We start from the raw sequence: 19608 nt of genomic DNA on the forward strand, positions 1-19608 counted from the left end.
GCATCTTTTTATTAAGTAGCAAAAACCTTATTATGAAAAGTATTAAATTTTTAAGTATTACATTATTTCTTGTTATTATAAGTTCCTGTATCAAAGAAAAAAAAGAAATCGAAGATCCTAATATATCAAGTGAGGTTTTTAAAAAAAAGAATGTAGAGGAAATTTTAGTTACTTTAAATCAAAGGCAAATAATCGATAGTCTTGATTTATCAAATCAAAACTTAGATGTGCTTCCTGATTTATCAAAGTACCAAATTAAAGTTCTAAACATATCTTACAATTATCTTGACAGTATTCCTTTAAATTATTTGCCAAAAAAAATAGAAAAATTAAAAGCTAATAATAACAGGATTAAACTTTTTGAGATTTTTAATTCTGCAAAGTCTTTTGGATTAGATTTAAAATCTAATAATACTAAAATCAATTTAAACGAAATAGATCTTTCTTATAATAAATTAACAAATTTTAACATATCTTTTTTGGATCAAAATTGTAAACTTGAAAAAATTAATATTTCAAATAATGAACTAGTTCAGATTCAAATAAGTTGTTCTAGTGTAAGATACTTAAATATTTCTAATAATATAAAATTGTCTAATGAAATTGATATAGACATAAATATTGATACTATTATAAGAAATAATATTAAAAATAATTTGCCTATAAAAAAATTACTTCCAAAACCGAGAGAAAGAAAACCTGTCTATTAATTAGTTTTTAGAAAATACTTAATTTTCACATATTGTATGTCATCAAAATTTGTAATAATATTTTTAGCTTCAATTAACTTTTCTATTGCTCAGGATTCATTTGAGTCAACAAACGTAAAGACTGAAAAAATAATAAATCACTTTATAAAAAAAGAGAATGTACCAGGAATGTCTGTATCAATTTCTTACAATGATACTTTGATTTTTTCAAAAGGATTTGGTTATGCTGATATCGAAAATAAAATTATTGTAGATCCTTCTACAACAAAATTCAGAATTGCCAGTATTACAAAAACATTAACCGCTGCAACAATTATAAAAATGTCTGAGCAAGATCTAATAGATATTGATAAGAGTGTATATTTTTATTTAGATAGTCTGCCAAAAAAGCAGTATGATTTTACAATCAAACAAGTAGGCGGTCATGTCTCTGGAATAAAGAGAATACCTAGTGAAGAAAAAATCAGTTGTGATAATATTTACAATAAAAAAGATTTCAATAGAGTTTTTAAAAATGATGATTTATTGTTTAAACCATTATCTAAATTTAGTTATAGTAATTATGGTTATAAATTATTAGGATTATTAATCGAAAAAGTTGCTAATGAAGATATAACTTCTAGTCATAAAAAATACATTTTAAATCCTCTCAATCTAGAAGGAATCATAATTGATAATGGCAATTATGATGAAAATTCTTCCAAATTTTATTTATACAAAGATAATGATTTTAGTATTGCACCATGCCTAGATTGTACATTTAAGTATGCATCTGGATGTTACTTGTCTACTTCTGAAGACTTAGTGAAATTTGGAAATTCTTTTTTATTTATTAATAGACTCTTAAACAAAGAAAGTTTATTACAGCTTATAACTTCACAAAAATTATCAGATAAAAAAAAGACTGGATATGGTTTTGGTTTTACATCTACAAAAGATATAAATGGGAATTTTTTTTATGGTCATAATGGCGGATATGATAGTAGCAGATCTTCTATGAGAATTTATCCAGAATCAAAATTAGTTATAGTTATTTTAATTAATATGCGTATTGATGATATAGACAATTTAGCTTCTAAAATTAGTTGTTTGTATATTAATAAAATGAATAAATAATGTTTTATTTTTTAATTCTATTATATACTATTTGGATTTTTCTTACAATTGTTAAACAGTTTGATAAAAGCATTTTTAAACTATCAAAATATGATATTTTTGCACTCATACCAAACTGGAAATTGTTTGCTCCAAATCCTAAATATTCAGATTATAAGATATTTTATAGAGATAAATTTCTTGATGGTTCAATAAGTGATTTAATTGAAATTGATTGGATTAATAATAAGACTAAAAATTTTTTATGGAAAGGGCAAATGAGAGAACAGAAATTTTTATCCTTAGTTTCAAAAGATGTTTATAAGTATAGGGAGAAAAAAATTGATTTAATGTTTTTTTTCGACATTAAAACCATAATGTTAAAAAACTATATAAGGAACTATAGGATTACTAATAACATTATAACTAGACAACTGATTGTTGTAGAAACATATGGTCACCTTGTAAAGCGTGAAGAATTAATAGTATTTGTCACTGATATTAAGTATAATAAAAATGGTATTAGAAAAATTTAATCTTGTTATAGCTTTTAAGTTATCTTCTATTATCCTAAGTGTTGGTTTAGTTTTTGATACTTTGAATTTTTTTTTAAAAAAAGAATTATATAGTGACACAGTTGGATTATTTCAATATGATAAACTTATTCATGATAAAAGAAAATATTTTAAAAATATTTATCAAAGATTACCTTATCTATTTAGTTTTAAAGGATATTTTGCATTAATGATTATTCGATTAATTTGTTTGCTTTTATTACTTCTATCATTCCACTGGTCCTTATTTTTACTATTATTCATTATCCAATTAATTTTTAATCTTAGAAATATTTATAGCCTTTCTGGTGCTGATCAAATGCAAAATATAATATTATTTGGTTTGTTGATAATCAGTTTTAATATTAATTCTAATATAGCTTCTTTGACAGTTTTTTTTATTTCAGTACAAATGTTACTATCCTATTTTTTTACTGGATTCCATAAAATAAAATCAAAAAAATGGAGAAATGGAGATGCTCTTTTGTTGGTTTTAAATAGTGAAACATTTGGAAATTCTACTTTTCAGAAATTATTATATAATAATAAGTTTATATCTATAATTATTAGTTGGGTTATAATTTTAGTTCAACTTTCATTTATAATTGTATTGTTTATAAATCCTCAGCTTACTGTTTATTTTTTAACTATATTGTTTTTATTCCATTTGAGTATAGCTTTTTCTATGGGTTTAAATCATTTTTTTTGGGTTTTCGTTTCTAGTTATCCGATTATATATTATTTGTCTAAAAATAGTTTATGGAATTATTTGTTTTAATTATTTATATTTTCATTATTTTAACAACAATTTTCTATAATTCAAATGAAAAGTCTCATAAGGACGGAAAGTTTCATTCTTTATTATTTATAACTGTTTTTAAAGTATTTTCTCCTAAACCAATTAAAAGAAATACTAGAATATTTTTTAGAGATTACTATTCAAATAAAAGCTCATCAAATTTATTTGAATTTATGTATTATGAAAGACCATCAATAAAACATGCATTATGGCATTTTGAAAATCCAAAGTTCCAATTAATTTTTTGGTATATTAAAGGAATTGAACATATGATTTTGACAAATGCACCGGAAGAACAAATCTTTAAAAGTAGATTCTATAGAAGGATTGAATTTGAAGTTTTAAAGTTAAAAAAAAATAATGAGACAATTTTTAGACAAATTATTTTTGTAGAACATAACAATAGTATTTTTGAAGAAGAAAATACTAAAATTTATCTTTTAAAAAATGTGCAGTTAAGAAAATAAAATGAATGAAATTTTAAACATCCAAACGACTGTATTGTTTATTTTAATATATGTAATATTAGATTCAATTAATATCCTTATTAGAATTAATGATTATAAAGATAATTTTTCATCATTATATGTTTATCCTGCGGATACAATATTGTTTAGTTATAAACTAAATGAAAAATTTACTAAGATATTATTAAGCTTTCCATCTTTAAGATTAATTATTTTGATTAGATTGATTTTAGCGATGTTAATTATTTTTTTAAAACCATTATCATTTTTAATTTGCATTATTTTTATTATTCAGTTACTAATTCATTTGAGAAATGATGTCTTTTTCAGCATTGCTGATAGATTTGTTTTAACAATATTACTTGGGATTTCCTTTTACTTTAATTTTTTTAATTCCAAAGATATCCAAAATTATAGCTTATATTTTATAGGAACTATTTCAATTTTGTCATATTTTTTTACTGGTTATAATAAACTAAAAAGCAAATCATGGATGAAAGGAATTGCAATTGAACAAGTACTAAGTACTGATTTTTTTGGGAATGAGATATATTATAGTTTTTTAATAAAAAATAAATTCATATCTAGATTATTAAATTATACCGCAATTATTTTTCAATTATTAGCTCCACTAACAATTTTTTCTTCTAAGTTTGCAATTGGTTTTTTTATAGTTGGTTTTATATTTCATTTTTCAATAGCAGTTGTAATGAATCTAAATAATTTCTTTTGGGTTTTTGTTTCTACCTATCCATGTATATACATTTTGTCTTTGAAAGTAGAAAATTATTTATGGAGTTAAGTTATTATTTTAGTAAAAATGAATACTCTATACAGCATAAAGTGTGTAGTGAATTCTTCTTAATTAAACTAATCTATTACTGAATGTATTGTTAATAACATTTTGTTAGATATGCAAATAAAAATTACAGTTTAAGTTAAGCGACATTTTTGTAAATATCATTTTGATTATTAAATTCTTCGATTGTTTTGTAATTTAAAGCACCATGTCGTCTTTTTTTGTTGTACCAAATTTCTATGTACTCAAAGATTTCTAGTTTCATTTGTTCTTTCGTTATAAGCTTATTTCCATAAATTAATTCGGTTTTTAAAGATTTAAAAAAGCTTTCTGCCACTGCATTATCCTAACAGTTTCCTTTTCTACTCATACTTCTGATGATGCCATAAGATTCAATTGTATTAGCAAATTTCTTGTTTGCATATTGAATGCCTCTATCAGAATGAAAAATCAATCCTTTTTGAACGCTTCTGTTTCTGATCGCCATTTTCCATGCTGCAAGAGTTGTTTGCTTCGCCTGTTCGCTATCGCTCGGGTCATCAGTATTCATTCCATTGCTTAAACTCCATCCAATCATTTTTCGATCATATAAATCCTTCTTTAGTTTGAATATACGTTATGTCAGACACCCAAACTCTTGATGGAATGGTGACCATAAAGTTTCTGTTCAATACATTTTCTACCACTAAATAATTGTGTTTTGAATCGGTTGTAACTTTGAATTTCTTACTTAATTTACTTCTTAACCCAAGCTCTCTCATGTATTTTGCTACGGTTATCCTTGAAATTTTGTAACCCAATGCATTTAACTCGATGGTAATTCTTGGGCTACCATATCGCTGTTTTGAAGCGAAATAAATGGATATTATCTGTTGTTTTATTTCGTTTTTTCTAAGTGCTCTATTGGAAAAAGCTTTATTTTTCCATTTATAATATCCACTGGAACCAACCTCTAAAACCTTACACATTTTTTCAATCGGAAATAGATATTCATGATTTTTAATGAATGTATATTTCATCGACCGCTCTTGGAAAAAATGCCGATTGCTTTTTTTAATATATAACGTTCTAGCTCTGCATCTTTTAACTTTTTTTCTAATTCGTGAATATTCTCCTGCTCTGGTGTTAGTTTGAGATTTCCTTTCCCAGAAGACTTCCTTCTCCAAATTCTTCATATTCTTTTCTCCATTTATAAAGCATGGTGACTTTTATGCCCAGTTCTCTAGCGAGTTCTGAAATATTAGCCCTCTCGTTACTTAATTGGACTGCTTTTGTCTTAAAAGCAGGATCATAAATTTTTCTCTCTCGTTTCATATGTTAAAAATAAGATTTTATTCTTAACTTTAACTGGAAGCTAAATTAGTATATCCACCCTACAGGATGACAAGTTTGGGTGGAATTGGATTGGGTGAGATCCTTACAGGATGACAAGTTTGTGGAAGTGGATTGGGTGGTTTTACTCTTTAGGTTTTGACACTAACAAAGAAAACCAACCTGCTATTCTACCCATTGTTTCCGTAAGCGCTTCTTTCTTTTTGGAGGTAGTAAATATATTTGTAGCTCTAATAGCTGTTAATAAAATAGTAATTGCGTGCCATTTTAGCTTTGCTTTAAACGAAGGAATTGGATATTTTACTCGCCAGACGTACCATCCGTTTCTTACTACCATTTTACCATATTGGTACTGATTCGGTCTTCCTGATGCATCGTGGTAATGGCTTAATTGTGCATTTGTATTTAGATATAATTTACCTGCTTTGGATACACGTAAGGTAAAATCAGCATCTTCATACAATCCATACCCTTCGAAGTATGTTGAAAATTGAAATTCTTTAAAAACACTTTTTCTAAAAGAAGAAACTCCGCCCATTAACTGTTCTACTTCATATATTTTTCCCGACGGTGGTAAAAACCCCACACTTCTACCATGAGAAAATTCTGGCGAATATCCGGGTGGAAGATTACTATCTAAACCCGATTTTTTTCGCCAGACAAAACGAGAACCCTCTTTTCGTTTCCAACCGTCATAATAAAATTCATTTATTTTTGGCTGATAGGTTGTTGTTGCTTTTTGCCAAATTGTTTCATTCGATATATAACCTCCAACTCCTAAAGCTTCTGGGAAGATTGCATACGATTTAATAATTTCTTCAAAATAATTGGTTTCTAAAACAGTATCATCATCTAAAAAACAAACTACTTCGCTGCTCGCATCCACTTTTGCTATTCCATAATTGCGCTGTTTGGTTAAACCACGCTCATCAGGAAGAACTTTATAATAGTGTACATCTTTAAAAATGGTATTTTCCAGCATTTCCTTTGTAGCATCATCTGACGAACCGTCCACAATAATGATTTCATTTGGATACAAGGTTTGTTCTTTTACCGAATTAAGCAATTGAAGCAACGGCATAGCACGTTTATATGTACAAATAATTAATGTAAACTGCATTATATTAAACTGTTCTTTTTCCTAATTTCATTAAATTTTTAGCATAAAGTACTGACTTTCTATATTGTAAAATACGGTAGGGGAATTTTATTATCTTTAGGGGTAAGTCCCAAACTTTCCCTTTTGAAAAGTAAAACACAAAATACTTAAAAAAATATTCTCTGACTGAACTTTTATTAAATTGTTTTAAAAACAAGTACATCATAGTTGGACTCGGAACAGGTCGAATATACTTTACAGGCTTGTCCAATTCCCATGGTTGTTTTGTTCTTTTTTTTCCGGTCTTTTTAGATTGAATTCCCCAAAAACGATATCCTCCTAAAGGAGGTTTTAAATGTAAGTTTGCAGAAAAAGGATTAAAAAGTACAGAAACTCCTGTTTTGATTAAGGAAATGCCGAAATCACTATCCTCACCGTAACCTCCATCAAAGTTTATATCATTTCCTTCCAATTGATTAACGAGTTCTCTTTTAACACAAGAATTGGCATTACTAAAGTTAAGAGTTGCCCCCACTTTCCATCTCTTATTTCCTAAAAGTTTTAGTTTATTTTCTAAATCCTGTAAATCCTGTTTCTGATGATCAGCTCGAATATCTAATCCATTACAAGCTTCTGCACTATAGGTTTGTAGTAAGCGAATATGATTTTCAATAAAATTTGAAGAAAATCTAATGTCATCATCACCAAACATAATGTAATCACCATCACATAATTCAATAGCTTCATTGCGCGCTCTACAACTTCCCTTAGAATTTTGCCATTTAAAGACAACTTCAAAAGGATAATCTTCAGGAACATACAAAGAAGTATCTCTTTGATGTTCTGGCGTAGCATCGATTACAATAACTTGAGAAGGTAAGTAAGACTGGTTTTTTAAATCTTGTAATAAGTTTAAAGTAAAGTCTTGACGCAACATTGTTGGAATTATATAACTCACAGTAGGTTTTCCTTCCAATTCTTTCAAGGGCCTAGGAGAAATTATATTATATGAATTACGAAATTTAAATCTCTTCGATTTATACAACGCAATCCATTCATCTAATTTCCAGAAACCCTTTCTGAAATTCATATAAATTGCATGGTCTAATTTAAAGTTTTTTCTAAAAAATACATGTCGATCATATGCACTAATGTTCATAATACTCGATTTCGTATCATTAAACAAACCTTTTACATACAAGGGAATACCTCCAGAATTTTTTAAAAAGTTATATCCAAAATCTAATGCCTGTAAGGACGGATTTAAAATTTCCAAATCAAAACCGTTTAAAGCGTCCCAAGCGGTTTTTCGAATTGCAAAAGCTTTGGGATTAACTCTCCAGCTTACGCATTCATCGAGATTATCAAAATCATTTACGTACCAAAAGTAAACAACAGCAAAATACACAATTTCTGGAAAAGCATTTTTGTATCCTTGCTCAAATGAACTGTGCCAAAGATCTCCTGCGCCTAATGACAAAGTTTCCAATTTATCAAAATTGGGATCTCCTGTATAAAATATATTTTCCCCTTTAGAATTGGTAAAAGTTTTAAATTCGATCATCGTTACATATTTAAAAAAGACTGATAGTAGATAACACTTTTTTCAGCTATAGTTCTATTATTAAAAACGCTATTCACCTTCAACATTGCATTGCTACCAAAGATAGTATTTTGATTTTCATCTTCCAATAAGTGAATTATAGCCGTTGCAAAATTTTCATGGCTTTTAGGATCAACCAGATATCCTTCTTTATTTGTTTCAATCATTTCTTGTGCCCAGCCAATGTTTGAAGCCACAATCGCTTTTTCCATTGCCATTGCTTCAAGCCAAGAAACGGGCAATGCCTCGGCAAAACTAGGAAAAACACAAACAGCTGCCTTTGCTATGTACTCGCGCACTTCTGCATACGAAACACCACCTAGGTATTCAACTTGTTCTAACGCATTATGCGAAAATATTTCTTGCATCATTTTCCATGTAGAATTATTTCCTGAAACGATATCCCTTGTGTCTTTTCCCACTAAAATCAATCGTGCATCTGGTTTTTTCTCAACTATACTATTGAAAATAGAAGCTAATTCCAGCACTCCCTTTTTCCGAATCAAAGTGCCGAAGTATAGGATTGTATCATCTTCCTTCTTTATCAACTGATCTCTTCGAAAATTATCGACATTAATTCCATTTGGAATAATAGTAAAAGGAATAGCCAATCCAAATAGTTTATTAGTAGTATCAGCTGTAAATTGACTCACAGAAATATGTCCATTTGCCTTCACAAGCGCCCTTTTTTCATGGAACCTATTCCACCATTTAACTGGACGTTTATCTAAATGACAAAAATAGGTATCGCTGCCATTTAATCGAATTATTACTGGGCAATTTTCTGGCTGCATAAAAGAGGTGATACCGGTCCAATCTGGAGCTTCAACGATATCAATTTCTTTATTTTTATACAATTCATTAATAATTTTTTCTATTTTTTTTCTAGTAAAAAACCAAGATAAACCTTTTATTTTTACATTTCTAATTTGTTGCACCACTACACTTCCATCGTCAAAAACAGCATCTTCTTTTTGTGCATAAACTAAAATTCGAACAGAATGTCCGAGGTTAACTAAACTTTCTGCTAGATTTTTTATACTCGTCCCAATACCTCCAGAGATTCCAGTTCGTGTGTGCGGATATTCAGGTGTAAGAAATGCTATTTTCATAGTTTTATTATTTATTTATCAGATTGCAATAATCAAGAACCATTCTCTCAATTGAAAACTGTTCTTCGATTAAAGAATACGTTTCTTCTACTATCCCTTTTTCACCAAGATACAACTGTTGTATCAATTGACTTAAACATTCTGGATTTTGAACGGGTATAATAAAACCATTCTTGCCATTTTGTATTACTTCTTCATTTCCACCTACAGGCGTTGTGATCACAGGAACATTGGCACTCAAGCTTTCTAAAATAGCCAAACTAAAACACTCCATGTGCGTAGGTTGTAGTAAATAATCGTATTTATGATATACATCGTATAAATTTGAAACACTCCCTTTGAATATAAAATTTGCAACTAGATTTTTATTTGCAATTCTTTTTTCTAGATCGATCTGATAAGCTCCTTCTCCGTAAACATCAATTTTAATGTGACTTTGAATAGCTGTTGGTACTAAGTAAACTGCTTCAATTAAATCTTGTATTCCTTTTGAAAACCGCAAATGGCAAGCGACTAAAAAAGTGGGCTTTACTTTTGCTCTGTTCCTTCTCTTGGTGAACCGTTGCTGTTCAATGCCATTATAAATAACTATGGTTTTACTACTTAATCCTTGTCCAAAATCTTTTAAAATTGCTTCAACCGTATAGTTAGAAACTCCTATAAATAGGTCAATATATGAAGCATAAAACCAGCCTTTAATCTTTTTTTGAATTCTTTTTTTTATCGGATAACCTTCAAAGGGTCTTGGATTGTGATCAACTGCGATTATTTGCTTTGCCAATTTCTGTTTTTTTACCTGCTTATAAAAAGGCGTGCAAAGCTCTAAAAAATGAGTAAAAATTAAATCAAATTTTTGATTTTCCTCTAAAAAAGTTGCTTCAATACTTTTTCCATTAGCTGCTATACTATTAAAATTTATATAGTCACAATGCCTTTCATTATTAGGGAAAAACCAAGTAACCTCGTGTCCTAATTGCTTACATGCAGCGTCAAACAACCAAAAAAAACGATCCATACCACCGACTCTTTTTTCTGACAGATGGTAATCGCACAGCACCGCTATTTTTTTTATTTTCAACTCCATCTGTATAAAGCTTTAGCTATTCTTTTACTTGTACCTTCTAAAGATGCTCCAATTTGCAAATTTAACAAGTCTTTTTGTTGGGCTGACTTTGCAAATGGATTTTTTAGCGCTTCATTAATCGCATTAATTAAATCATTATTATTTAATGCTAAGTAGGTGGCACCAGAGTTGGTCACATGTTCAATATGTGCATACTTCAAAAAACGTTGATCATTGGCAAGTCCATTTATTTCATCTCCAAAAACCGTATTGATAACAGGTTTATCAAAGATCATGTAATCCAAACTCATAGTTGATAACATATTTATATTCACAGCTGTGTGTTCTAAAACTGATTTTAAATCATTTACATCTGCAATTGTTGGTAATCTTTGTGACCAGGCTTCTTGATGATTGGCGCGTGCTTGTACCCATTGTGGATAATTCCATCTAATAAAAGGATATTTTTCAGCTAAGTATGCAAAACGTTTCGGTTCTTCCGCAGGAGAAGTCCTTACTAATAGGTTCACAGCTGTAGCAAATTCATCATTAGTAATAGCAGCTGCAATACTCTCAATATATACGGTGTCATTTGGACTGGTGGATACGTCGCCACAACTAAATAATAGCGTAGGTCTGTGATCGTCTAATTCAAAACGCTTATAAAAATCAGCAACACTATAACCATAACGAGGCAACACATACGGTTCGAATTGAGGTGTTCCTACAATTTCTACTTGCTCTGGAAGGATGGCTGTGTAAAAATTTAATAAATCTTTTTTCATCAAATCACTCCATACGAGATAATAATCAAAAGCAGCGGCCATTCTACCCTTTGAAGCTAAATTATCCCAGCTAAAGATAAAAGCGATTGTTTTAATGTTCATTTGCGCAGCTGCGAAAACTAGTGGAGCGATGTAAGGAGGACGCTGGTGTGTAAAAAACAAACTATCTAATTCTAGCTTATTAAGTAACTCGCAATATTTTTTTGTAGTTGTATGCTGTCTGAAACTTAGCTGTTGCAATTTGTTATATCTTGCTATCCATTTCTCGTTATTAAAGAAGAAAGTTCCTTTATAAATAACTCGAGTAGCAAATCCTCTCGGTGTCTTAGCTTTTGAATTGTTGATTTTAAAATTGTCGGTGATTCCAAAATTCCCTTTTCTATGCAACTGTAAATGTGCAACCTCTTTCGTTTTTCTGAAAAACCAAGTTAAAAAAGACTCTTCATAAACCTCTAATTCTATAATATCACATTGTAAATTTAAATCCTCGTAAGCTGTTTTTGGTAAACAAGAAAGAATGACAACCTTAGTAAATTGTTGCTCTGCTTCAGCAATGAAATCACTTAAGATAAAATTGCGAAAGCCTACTCCGTCTGTGATAACAATTCCTGTTTTTTTCATCAAATCAAAAGAATTAAATATTTTGAATAATTTTTTTTATCTTCTTTTTAGTTTTGCGAACTTTATTTTTAAAGAAATTAATTAGTGTATGATTATATTTAAATAATTCTCCTTTAAAGAATAACTTATAGTATTTCAATGGGATTTTAAACTCTTTTTCATTGTGACGGATCCATCTTTTAGGAAAATAATCTTTCTCATCATATTTAGAAGCATAACTACCTTTGAAATTTTTTACTGGACATATTACTTTCGTTTTTTCATTTTCTCCTAATCTAGCTAACCACCATGAAAAAGTTGAATTACTTATTATATAATGATCAAATTTAGTAGCTATAGCTAATTGTTCTACTGCATTTAAACCTTCCAAGAAGAAAACATTTTCCAAAAAAGAAAAATGGTATTTGCAATAATTAATATCATCACTAGTGAAAATAATATTATAATTATTAAAGTCAGGAAAATGATTAATAAGGGCCGTAAAATAATATTTATATGATAATTGAAAATAGCCCTCACTATTGACAAAATCTCCTCTTCTTACACTTATTAAAATAGTTGGTTTACTGTATAATTCTTCCCTCTTAAATAGAACCTGTTTTTCAAATTGCTCATTAAACTTAAAAACACTTTTAATATCAATATTTTTAAAATACAATTCCGTTTGCAACCAGCCATTAATAGAAAAATTTTCTTTCGAGATATTCCATTCATAAAAATTAAATTTTTCTTCATTTAGAATCATCCAATCATCATGGCTTAAATTATCATTAAAATTGAAATCAAAATATTTAGAATAATGCCATTTAGGGAAAATAAAGTCGTGCCCATACTGCTTAGCCAATCCCATTGTTGAAGCTATCTGAAACAATTGATTTCCCAAATTTCCTTTGTGTCCAAGTTTTAAAAATGTTAACATTAAAAAAATTGATTATTTCTCACTTTATTTGACTTCTCATTATTTATGCCTTTTTCTATAAAAATCATATTATGATAGAAGTGCATTGACACGATATACTTATCAAAATAAGATTTCTTATAATCTTTTATAATAAATTCCTCCGCATTTAAACAGTCTATTTTGTCTTTAAAATATTTATATATTGTACCAGCTCTTGAAAAATCTTCGGAAGTCCCTCCATAGTCTTGCCAATAGGATGTTTGCGTATCTTCAATTACATAATATCCACCAACTTTAAGTCTTGGAAAAAGAAATTCAAAAGTTTCAATTACATGATTATTAATATGACTCCCATCGTCCACAATTAAGTCTAACTCTCCTATTTCATTTGTCACTTTTTTTAAAAATTCCTGATCAACCTGACTGCCTTTAAAAATTTTAATTCTTTTTTCTTGTAATTTTGACTTGTCAAAAATGTCTATCGAAAATATTTTAGCAAATGGAAAATAAACTTTCCACATCCTTAATGAGTGTCCGCCAATAATTTCATTATCATATCCGCCAACACCAATTTCTAAAAATTTGATTTTTTTAAATCGAAATTTTTTAAAGTGGTGATGATAATGTTGGGTGTAAAAGTGAAAATCATTTTTATCAGTCCTCTGAACCCTCGCAATTTTGTTCAAATCAAAAAAATAAAAAATTGCTATAAACGATCTTATTTTATATTTGATTAAAATTCTTTGATTGTAAGATATTTTCCTTTTGTAAATTGTTTTGATTTTCTGTATCATACTAGATTAATTAAAAATCTCTAAATTGTTTCTGATGACTCACCTCCCAAATATCTGCATTTAAAAGCGATTCTAAAAATAATTGAGCACTATTTCCTTGACCGTAATCAAAAATATTTGGATTTATTTCTTGCTTATCAATAAGTGATAAAGAATTTAAAATATCTTCTGAATTATAGGAAGTATTGATAATGCTTGAATTTGTTGTTCTATTTTGTTGTCTTGTTCCGATGTTTATGACGGGCAACCCATAGTAAGGCGCTTCTCTAATCCCAGCACTACTATTGCCTATGATAAATTGTGCATTTTTTAATAATGTTAAAAAATATTCAAAACGCAGTGACGGAAAAACTCTAAAACGAGGATGGTCTTTTAATAAATGGTAGGTCTTTAAAATAGCCTGACTTCCTAAATCATTATTAGGAAAAACTACAATATAATTGTGATTATCTTGAAGCAGCGCGGCTACAAAACTATCCGCATATTGTTGCATGGCTTTGGCTTCCGTAGTTACCGGATGAAACATAGCCACAGCATAATTTTTATAGGAAATCTCATAATAAGCTTTTGCCGTTTCTAAATCGGGTAAAGTATTTGAAAACATGATATCTACATCTGGAGAACCTATTACAAAAATAGATTCGCTTGATTCACCCATTTGTACCAATCTTTTGCTAGCTGCGTCGTTAGACACAAAATGAATATGACTCATTTTACTGGTGGAATGCCGAATCAACTCATCGATTGTTCCTGATACTTCGCCGCCTTCGATATGTGCTACTAATATATTATTCAAACTTCCCACTATGGCTCCGGCTAAGGCTTCTACTCTGTCGCCGTGAATAATAATCATATCAGGAAGACATGATTTCACATAAGCAGACAAGCCTTCAATGGTTTTGGCTAAGGTTAAGTCCATGGTCGTTTCGTGTGTATAGTTTTCAAACGTGTGAATATTTGAAAAACCACAACGCTCTACTTCTAGTAAAGTATAACCGTATTCTTTTTGCAGGTGCATGCCCGTCACAAAAATAAAAGGCTCAAATTCGGGATGCGTTTCCAAAACTTGAATCAAGGATTTTATTTTACCAAAATCGGCACGTGTACCTGTGAGGAATAGTATTTTTTTTGGCATCTTTAAGATCTTGTAGTAGAATGAAACAAATGTAAGATTTTTTAATACATTTTTAAGCACGAGACCTAACAGGTTTTTAAAACCTGTTAGGTCTAAATTGATTGCTAAGTATTCTAGTAATTAAGCAATATCATTAAAATCCAACTGTTCATCATGTTCTATATTTCTAGTGGCTTTTTTACCTAGTAAACTTTCAAAATGTTCGGCTAAAATCTTACCAGTCCCTGGGCGTTTTACCCAAATATTTTCTTTAGTCAAGAACTCTCCTTTTTGAATTGGTGCTATGGAACAAACTGTTGCAAATGCGAAATCAATAGTAACTTGTTCTTCATCTGCTGGCTTTTTTGTACCTCCTCGCATTAGCGCCATTTCAGAACTGTTTGCAATTAATCCTTTAGTGGCTTCTTCATCCATGCTGCACACAATATCGGGTCCAGTGCGATGCATGTGGTCCGTAAAATGGCGTTCTAAAATAGATGCACCCAACGCCACTGCACCTAAACAAGCATTATTATTCAAAGTATGATCAGACAAACCAAAAACTTTATCAGGAAAAGCCTGATGCATTTCCAGCATTGCACCAAAACGTACTAAATGAATCGGTGTGGGATATAAATTTGTAGTATGCAATAACGCAACAGGGATATTATGTTTATCAAAAATAGCCACGGCTTTCCGAATACTTTCAATGGTGTTCATGCCGGTACTCAAAATGATTGGTTTACCAAACGTGGCGATGTGTTCTAATAAGGGATAATTATTACATTCTCCTGAGCCAATTTTATAGGCAGGAATATCAAACTTTTTTAGGCGTTCGGCTGCAGCTCGAGAAAAAGGTGTGGAAATAAAAATCATGCCTTTGCTTTCTACGTAATTTTTTAATTCCAATTCATCTGCTTCATTTAAAGAGCACCGCTCCATAATTTCATAAATAGAAACATTGGCATTTCCTGGAATTACTTTTTTTGCCGCACCGCTCATTTCGTCTGCTACAATATGTGTTTGGTGTTTGACCACCTCAACTCCTGCTCTATGGGCCCCGTCGACCATTTCTTTGGCGACTTGCAAAGAACCTTCGTGATTGATTCCTATTTCTGCAATGACTAAGGGCGGGAAGTCTTGCCCTATTTTTCGGCCTGCGATTTCTATGTAAGGTTTCATTTTTTATAAGTTTAAGTGAGCAACTTTAAATATCTGTAAACAATGAAGTTTAAAAAAACATCTCTAATCTTTATCGGTATGGAAAATCTTTATAAAAAGCTTATAAATCTCGATTGAAAGCAAACGATTTTCATAAATAAATGAAAAATAGCTTATTTACACAACATTTGATTTATATGAAAAGAACCCTGTTTTCATTACTCTTTTTAATAGGTTTTTTTTTAACCTTCTAAACCAATTTTTTAACGGAAACAATGAGTCTTTGTAAATTTTGTTAGGGGTTACAGAATCATTTGTGTTTTCAAAGACATTAAACACCCTATCAATTCTATTAGTATGTCTTCCTCTGATATCACCATATTCCCTTGAAAACCAAGTATGATACAATATTGCCTTTTTATTTAAATCATAAACAACATTCGTTATTTTATCATCGTCAAAAGGCAAATCAACTTCCAAATACAGCATTTTTTGATTCTTCCTTTTTAACCAAAAATAGAAACAGTAATAAGGCTCGCTCATACTCATCTTATTAAATGGATATTTTAATGTAGATAAATCATCATTAAACTCATCTTCATTTATATAATGATTTTTAAGCATTTCCTTTTTATTCCATATTTTTTTCAATTCCTTAAAATTTATAATTGAAAAAAACGGATTCATGGCGTAAGGACTGCCTGAACGTTCTGGTAAAGAACCCCCATCTCTTACACCTGCTATTATGTAATTATCCTTTTTCATCTTATCAATAATAGGATAGATTAAATCCGAATCTATAAATAAAGCATCCTCATCCATTAAAACTAACCAATCAATTTCTTTATTTTTGAAAATTTTCATCATGTAAAGAATACTATAGATTCCAAACATACCATTTCTGCCATCAAACACATAAGACTGAATCTTAAAAGGATACAATGACGAACTTTTTTCATATAATAAAAAGTTATTAACTGTAGATAATATAGCAATTTTAGATTTATCCATATGTTATTTATTATTATTATTTTCAAGCAAATACTCTGCGTAGTCAAAATCTTCTTGGGTATCAATATCTACTGAAGCAAAGGCATGATTTATTTCTAAAGGATAAGCATCTTTAGTAATAATTTCATTATTTTGAATTACACTCGCTTTTGTTATATAAAGCAAACCATTTTCGTAGTACAAAGGTTCTAAATCTTGACTACGTTGCCCAATATCATAGTTGGACGGAATGAATTTATTACTTATAATTTTGCCTAGCTTCTGACAATTTCTTGAGACAGTAAACAGACTGTCTAGTTGTTTATCTTGGAAAAGATTAAAGGCATCACGCAATAAATCCTCCGGACGTAATGGATTTGTTGGTTGCAACAACACTACATTTTCTATATCTTGCTCAATGGACGCTAAGACGTGTTTCATCGCAGAAATTGTAGGTTCAAAATCACCTGAAATATTTGCTGGTCGATCGATTACTTTAGCACCATAATCGAGCGCAATTTGTTTAATTGCTTCATCATCTGTAGTCACATAAATTGCATCAATAAAATCATACTGTTGTGCATAGATGATACTGTGCGCTAATAAAGGAATACCTCCTAAAAGTTTTCTATTTTTCCCAGGCAATCGCTTGGAATTTCCTCGGGCTGGGATGATGGCGATGGTTTTATTTTTCATTTTCCGGGTTCCAATAAATTTTAGTAGGTACTAAGTTATTATAATTTTCCATTTCTTTTGAAGTGATTCTATTACTTTCTTTCATTAATCTTGGAAAATTCACAATAACATCTAAAATTGCTAATCCTAATCCTTTTGCTGCTCGAATATCTCGTTTAAAAATTTTCGTTTTTAATTGCATCCATAAAGTGTAGGCTATTTTCTTAGGGATACTATTCCATGGATAGAATAGAAAATACAAATACCAGCCGGAACGAAAACTTCTACGTTGACGTTGTGCGTAGTCTTTATCATTTTTCCGAGATTTTACTTCGACGCGATGTTGTACTAATAATTGAGGTACGTAATGTACTTCCCACTGCTTTTTAAACAATTGAAAACTAGCAAAATCTTCTTCCCCATAAAACACAAACCATTCTGGATAATTAGGAATATCGTGCCAAGCTATTAGATTCCATACATGAGCACAACCGACAAAACCTTTTACTCTTGTCGGTAATTCGTTTGTCTGTATTTCTAAAGGCATTTCATAACCCCAAAAAACACGACAAGCAATTACTCCGCAATTTGGATGTGCTTCGAAGTAAGCAACAATATTTTCTACAACATAATCAGATAAAAAATGGGCATCATCATCAAGGGAAATAGCATAATCCCCTTTACATTGATTTAATAAAACATTACGGTTGTGAATTAAGCCAAGAGAGGTTTTATTTTTAAAAAGTTTTATATAAGGATAATTTGTTTCAATAAATTTCACCGTTCCGTCAGTAGAACCATCATCATATAATAGGCACTCAACATCTTCTCTTTGTAATAAAAAATCTATTTTGTGAAGTGTAATTTTAAGCGCTTCAAGTCTGTTTTTTGTAGTTATTAGAAGTGAGAAAGACCTGCTCATTATGATTTGTATAGAATTGAAAACACTTTTTTTATAATCATTTTTCTTAAACCATATAGTTTGTCATTTATTTTGGTATTGAATAAATCATCAGATTGCAGTTCTAATTTTACGCGATTAAACTTAATATGTTGATCTTCTACATTTTTTTTCTGAATAGCTACCATCCAATCCTCTAGATTGTTGCCGATGTGAAATGCAAAATTATTGTACGTTGATAACCTAAGTTTATTTGATTTATCTATTGGAACATCGATATAATTATGCTCTGAATTTCCGCCTACCAATGTTAAAGAAGGGTTTGACGGAGATGTTGAAAATAATATATCTCTATCGATTGTTAGAACTTGATGTGCGCTGCCAACAACTGCTTTAGTTTTATAATTTTCGATAACTGGCCATTTACCCTCATCATTTTGCTCTAAATCCCAATTAATGCTTTCTAAAAACTTATTATAATTGATGTGGTTGTCTGGTATTTCAATAAATTTAAAATTCAACTTTCTTAATAAAATTTGTTTTAAAACTGAACTAGTTCCAGCATACAAACCTGTGCGAATTGGGATTGGAGAAACAGAACCCACATTTTTAAATGCACAAAAAACCTCTTCAACTCGCTCTTGCCAGCCCTTTACAAATAATATATCAGCATCTGTTAAAGTAATGTACTTCTCTCTCGAACCTCTTGCTGCTCCAATTTGCGCATCAATTTTTCCAATGTTAGTGTTGTGAGAAATTAAAGTATCAATCTTTTTTTCTTTTAAATATAAGTTTAATAAATTATAAACTTTCACAAAAGAACCATTATTAACAACCGTTATTGCAATATTAGGATTAGTTGTTGCTATAATAGAATCTAAACACATTTTAAAAACAGCTAGAGAATTTTGATAAAAACCTTCTTCATTTGGTATATAAACTACTACGATAATTCTATGATGAGTATTCATCGTAATTTTTCTTTCCTCTTTTTGAGGATTTATTCCTACTCTCATATTTTTTTTTAAATTTA

At 29.8% G+C, this 19608-nt stretch carries 23 protein-coding genes; 6 read left to right on the forward strand and 17 right to left on the reverse strand.

The window, feature by feature from the left end; all coding sequences use genetic code 11:
- Positions 1-32: 32 nt before the first annotated feature.
- The 6 genes from ACFSX9_RS13570 to ACFSX9_RS13595 are packed head-to-tail and all read left to right on the forward strand — an operon-like array spanning position 33 to position 4427.
- Positions 33-710 carry a leucine-rich repeat domain-containing protein gene (locus ACFSX9_RS13570; protein ID WP_379808584.1) on the forward strand — a complete coding sequence of 226 codons (678 nt, stop codon included), beginning with the start codon at positions 33-35 and terminating at the stop codon, positions 708-710.
- Positions 711-746: 36 nt separating this feature from the next.
- Entirely contained in the window at positions 747-1826 is a 1080-nt protein-coding gene (locus ACFSX9_RS13575; protein ID WP_379808586.1) for a serine hydrolase domain-containing protein, read from the forward strand.
- Positions 1826-2341: a hypothetical protein gene (locus tag ACFSX9_RS13580; RefSeq protein ID WP_379808588.1), complete on the forward strand. Its 516-nt coding sequence runs from the start codon at positions 1826-1828 to the stop codon at positions 2339-2341. Before ACFSX9_RS13575 ends, ACFSX9_RS13580 begins: the two co-directional genes overlap by 1 nt.
- Positions 2322-3137, forward strand: a complete 816-nt coding sequence (locus tag ACFSX9_RS13585) for a hypothetical protein (protein WP_379808590.1) — start codon at positions 2322-2324, stop codon at positions 3135-3137. The genes ACFSX9_RS13580 and ACFSX9_RS13585 overlap by 20 nt, the downstream gene beginning before the upstream one ends.
- Positions 3119-3625, forward strand: coding sequence for a hypothetical protein (locus tag ACFSX9_RS13590; RefSeq protein WP_379808592.1), 507 nt, complete (start codon positions 3119-3121; stop codon positions 3623-3625). Before ACFSX9_RS13585 ends, ACFSX9_RS13590 begins: the two co-directional genes overlap by 19 nt.
- A 1-nt stretch (position 3626) precedes the next feature.
- Positions 3627-4427: a hypothetical protein gene (locus ACFSX9_RS13595; RefSeq protein WP_379808594.1), complete on the forward strand. Its 801-nt coding sequence runs from the start codon at positions 3627-3629 to the stop codon at positions 4425-4427.
- 136 nt (positions 4428-4563) lie between these two features.
- On the opposite strand, the gene ACFSX9_RS13600 is transcribed toward ACFSX9_RS13595, so the two are convergent.
- From ACFSX9_RS13600 to ACFSX9_RS13680, 17 genes are all read right to left on the reverse strand, one after another.
- Positions 4564-4761 (reverse strand): IS3 family transposase, encoded by a 198-nt coding sequence (locus tag ACFSX9_RS13600; protein WP_379808596.1) that lies wholly within the window; start codon positions 4759-4761, stop codon positions 4564-4566.
- 9 nt (positions 4762-4770) lie between these two features.
- A complete protein-coding gene (locus ACFSX9_RS13605; RefSeq protein ID WP_379808598.1) occupies positions 4771-5001 on the reverse strand; it encodes a DDE-type integrase/transposase/recombinase in 231 nt (76 codons plus the stop codon).
- Between the two features lie 7 nt (positions 5002-5008).
- The gene (locus tag ACFSX9_RS13610) at positions 5009-5443 is read right to left on the reverse strand and encodes an IS3 family transposase (RefSeq protein WP_379808600.1); all 435 of its coding nucleotides are present in this window, start codon (positions 5441-5443) and stop codon (positions 5009-5011) included.
- A gap of 106 nt (positions 5444-5549) precedes the next feature.
- Positions 5550-5738: a transposase gene (locus ACFSX9_RS13615; RefSeq protein ID WP_379808602.1), complete on the reverse strand. Its 189-nt coding sequence runs from the start codon at positions 5736-5738 to the stop codon at positions 5550-5552.
- A gap of 142 nt (positions 5739-5880) precedes the next feature.
- Entirely contained in the window at positions 5881-6876 is a 996-nt protein-coding gene (locus tag ACFSX9_RS13620; protein WP_379808604.1) for a glycosyltransferase family 2 protein, read from the reverse strand.
- 4 nt (positions 6877-6880) lie between these two features.
- Positions 6881-8419, reverse strand: coding sequence for a glycosyltransferase family 2 protein (locus ACFSX9_RS13625; RefSeq protein ID WP_379808606.1), 1539 nt, complete (start codon positions 8417-8419; stop codon positions 6881-6883).
- A 2-nt stretch (positions 8420-8421) separates the two neighbouring features.
- Positions 8422-9570 carry a glycosyltransferase family 4 protein gene (locus tag ACFSX9_RS13630; RefSeq protein ID WP_379808608.1) on the reverse strand — a complete coding sequence of 383 codons (1149 nt, stop codon included), beginning with the start codon at positions 9568-9570 and terminating at the stop codon, positions 8422-8424.
- A 7-nt stretch (positions 9571-9577) separates the two neighbouring features.
- Positions 9578-10654 carry a glycosyltransferase family 4 protein gene (locus ACFSX9_RS13635; protein ID WP_379808610.1) on the reverse strand — a complete coding sequence of 359 codons (1077 nt, stop codon included), beginning with the start codon at positions 10652-10654 and terminating at the stop codon, positions 9578-9580.
- Positions 10645-12039, reverse strand: a complete 1395-nt coding sequence (locus tag ACFSX9_RS13640; RefSeq protein ID WP_379808612.1) for a hypothetical protein — start codon at positions 12037-12039, stop codon at positions 10645-10647. The genes ACFSX9_RS13635 and ACFSX9_RS13640 overlap by 10 nt, the downstream gene beginning before the upstream one ends.
- A 13-nt stretch (positions 12040-12052) precedes the next feature.
- Positions 12053-12958, reverse strand: a complete 906-nt coding sequence (locus tag ACFSX9_RS13645) for an alpha-1,2-fucosyltransferase (protein WP_379808614.1) — start codon at positions 12956-12958, stop codon at positions 12053-12055.
- Entirely contained in the window at positions 12958-13626 is a 669-nt protein-coding gene (locus ACFSX9_RS13650) for a CmcI family methyltransferase (RefSeq protein ID WP_379808616.1), read from the reverse strand. Before ACFSX9_RS13650 ends, ACFSX9_RS13645 begins: the two co-directional genes overlap by 1 nt.
- Before the next feature lie 118 nt (positions 13627-13744).
- A complete protein-coding gene (gene neuC, locus ACFSX9_RS13655; protein WP_379808618.1) occupies positions 13745-14869 on the reverse strand; it encodes a UDP-N-acetylglucosamine 2-epimerase in 1125 nt (374 codons plus the stop codon).
- A 120-nt stretch (positions 14870-14989) separates the two neighbouring features.
- Positions 14990-16030, reverse strand: a complete 1041-nt coding sequence (locus ACFSX9_RS13660) for an N-acetylneuraminate synthase family protein (protein WP_379808620.1) — start codon at positions 16028-16030, stop codon at positions 14990-14992.
- A 156-nt stretch (positions 16031-16186) separates the two neighbouring features.
- A complete protein-coding gene (locus tag ACFSX9_RS13665; RefSeq protein WP_379808622.1) occupies positions 16187-17020 on the reverse strand; it encodes a hypothetical protein in 834 nt (277 codons plus the stop codon).
- Positions 17021-17023: 3 nt separating this feature from the next.
- Positions 17024-17695: an acylneuraminate cytidylyltransferase family protein gene (locus ACFSX9_RS13670; RefSeq protein WP_379808624.1), complete on the reverse strand. Its 672-nt coding sequence runs from the start codon at positions 17693-17695 to the stop codon at positions 17024-17026.
- On the reverse strand, positions 17685-18596 hold the full coding sequence (locus tag ACFSX9_RS13675) for a glycosyltransferase family 2 protein (RefSeq protein ID WP_379808626.1): 912 nt from the start codon (positions 18594-18596) through the stop codon (positions 17685-17687). The genes ACFSX9_RS13670 and ACFSX9_RS13675 overlap by 11 nt, the downstream gene beginning before the upstream one ends.
- Positions 18596-19591 (reverse strand): glycosyltransferase family A protein, encoded by a 996-nt coding sequence (locus ACFSX9_RS13680; RefSeq protein WP_379808628.1) that lies wholly within the window; start codon positions 19589-19591, stop codon positions 18596-18598. Before ACFSX9_RS13680 ends, ACFSX9_RS13675 begins: the two co-directional genes overlap by 1 nt.
- Positions 19592-19608 lie beyond the last annotated feature (17 nt).

The sequence above is a fragment of the Flavobacterium ardleyense genome (assembly GCF_042686085.1).
Taxonomy (GTDB): domain Bacteria; phylum Bacteroidota; class Bacteroidia; order Flavobacteriales; family Flavobacteriaceae; genus Flavobacterium; species Flavobacterium ardleyense.

Bases quoted from the DNA above. Each gene is read 5' to 3' on its own strand.
- ACFSX9_RS13610 (WP_379808600.1), bottom strand. From the start codon at position 5,443: ATGAAATATACATTCATTAAAAATCATGAATATCTATTTCCGATTGAA.
- ACFSX9_RS13595 (WP_379808594.1), top strand. From the start codon at position 3,627: ATGAATGAAATTTTAAACATCCAAACGACTGTATTGTTTATTTTAATA.
- ACFSX9_RS13590 (WP_379808592.1), top strand. From the start codon at position 3,119: ATGGAATTATTTGTTTTAATTATTTATATTTTCATTATTTTAACAACA.
- ACFSX9_RS13680 (WP_379808628.1), bottom strand. From the start codon at position 19,591: ATGAGAGTAGGAATAAATCCTCAAAAAGAGGAAAGAAAAATTACGATG.
- ACFSX9_RS13605 (WP_379808598.1), bottom strand. From the start codon at position 5,001: ATGATTGGATGGAGTTTAAGCAATGGAATGAATACTGATGACCCGAGC.
- ACFSX9_RS13640 (WP_379808612.1), bottom strand. From the start codon at position 12,039: ATGAAAAAAACAGGAATTGTTATCACAGACGGAGTAGGCTTTCGCAAT.
- ACFSX9_RS13575 (WP_379808586.1), top strand. From the start codon at position 747: ATGTCATCAAAATTTGTAATAATATTTTTAGCTTCAATTAACTTTTCT.
- ACFSX9_RS13660 (WP_379808620.1), bottom strand. From the start codon at position 16,030: ATGAAACCTTACATAGAAATCGCAGGCCGAAAAATAGGGCAAGACTTC.
- ACFSX9_RS13580 (WP_379808588.1), top strand. From the start codon at position 1,826: ATGTTTTATTTTTTAATTCTATTATATACTATTTGGATTTTTCTTACA.
- ACFSX9_RS13615 (WP_379808602.1), bottom strand. From the start codon at position 5,738: ATGAAACGAGAGAGAAAAATTTATGATCCTGCTTTTAAGACAAAAGCA.
- ACFSX9_RS13635 (WP_379808610.1), bottom strand. From the start codon at position 10,654: ATGGAGTTGAAAATAAAAAAAATAGCGGTGCTGTGCGATTACCATCTG.
- ACFSX9_RS13570 (WP_379808584.1), top strand. From the start codon at position 33: ATGAAAAGTATTAAATTTTTAAGTATTACATTATTTCTTGTTATTATA.
- ACFSX9_RS13675 (WP_379808626.1), bottom strand. From the start codon at position 18,596: ATGAGCAGGTCTTTCTCACTTCTAATAACTACAAAAAACAGACTTGAA.
- ACFSX9_RS13645 (WP_379808614.1), bottom strand. From the start codon at position 12,958: ATGTTAACATTTTTAAAACTTGGACACAAAGGAAATTTGGGAAATCAA.
- ACFSX9_RS13630 (WP_379808608.1), bottom strand. From the start codon at position 9,570: ATGAAAATAGCATTTCTTACACCTGAATATCCGCACACACGAACTGGA.
- ACFSX9_RS13665 (WP_379808622.1), bottom strand. From the start codon at position 17,020: ATGGATAAATCTAAAATTGCTATATTATCTACAGTTAATAACTTTTTA.
- ACFSX9_RS13620 (WP_379808604.1), bottom strand. From the start codon at position 6,876: ATGCAGTTTACATTAATTATTTGTACATATAAACGTGCTATGCCGTTG.
- ACFSX9_RS13670 (WP_379808624.1), bottom strand. From the start codon at position 17,695: ATGAAAAATAAAACCATCGCCATCATCCCAGCCCGAGGAAATTCCAAG.
- ACFSX9_RS13585 (WP_379808590.1), top strand. From the start codon at position 2,322: ATGGTATTAGAAAAATTTAATCTTGTTATAGCTTTTAAGTTATCTTCT.
- ACFSX9_RS13625 (WP_379808606.1), bottom strand. From the start codon at position 8,419: ATGATCGAATTTAAAACTTTTACCAATTCTAAAGGGGAAAATATATTT.
- neuC (WP_379808618.1), bottom strand. From the start codon at position 14,869: ATGCCAAAAAAAATACTATTCCTCACAGGTACACGTGCCGATTTTGGT.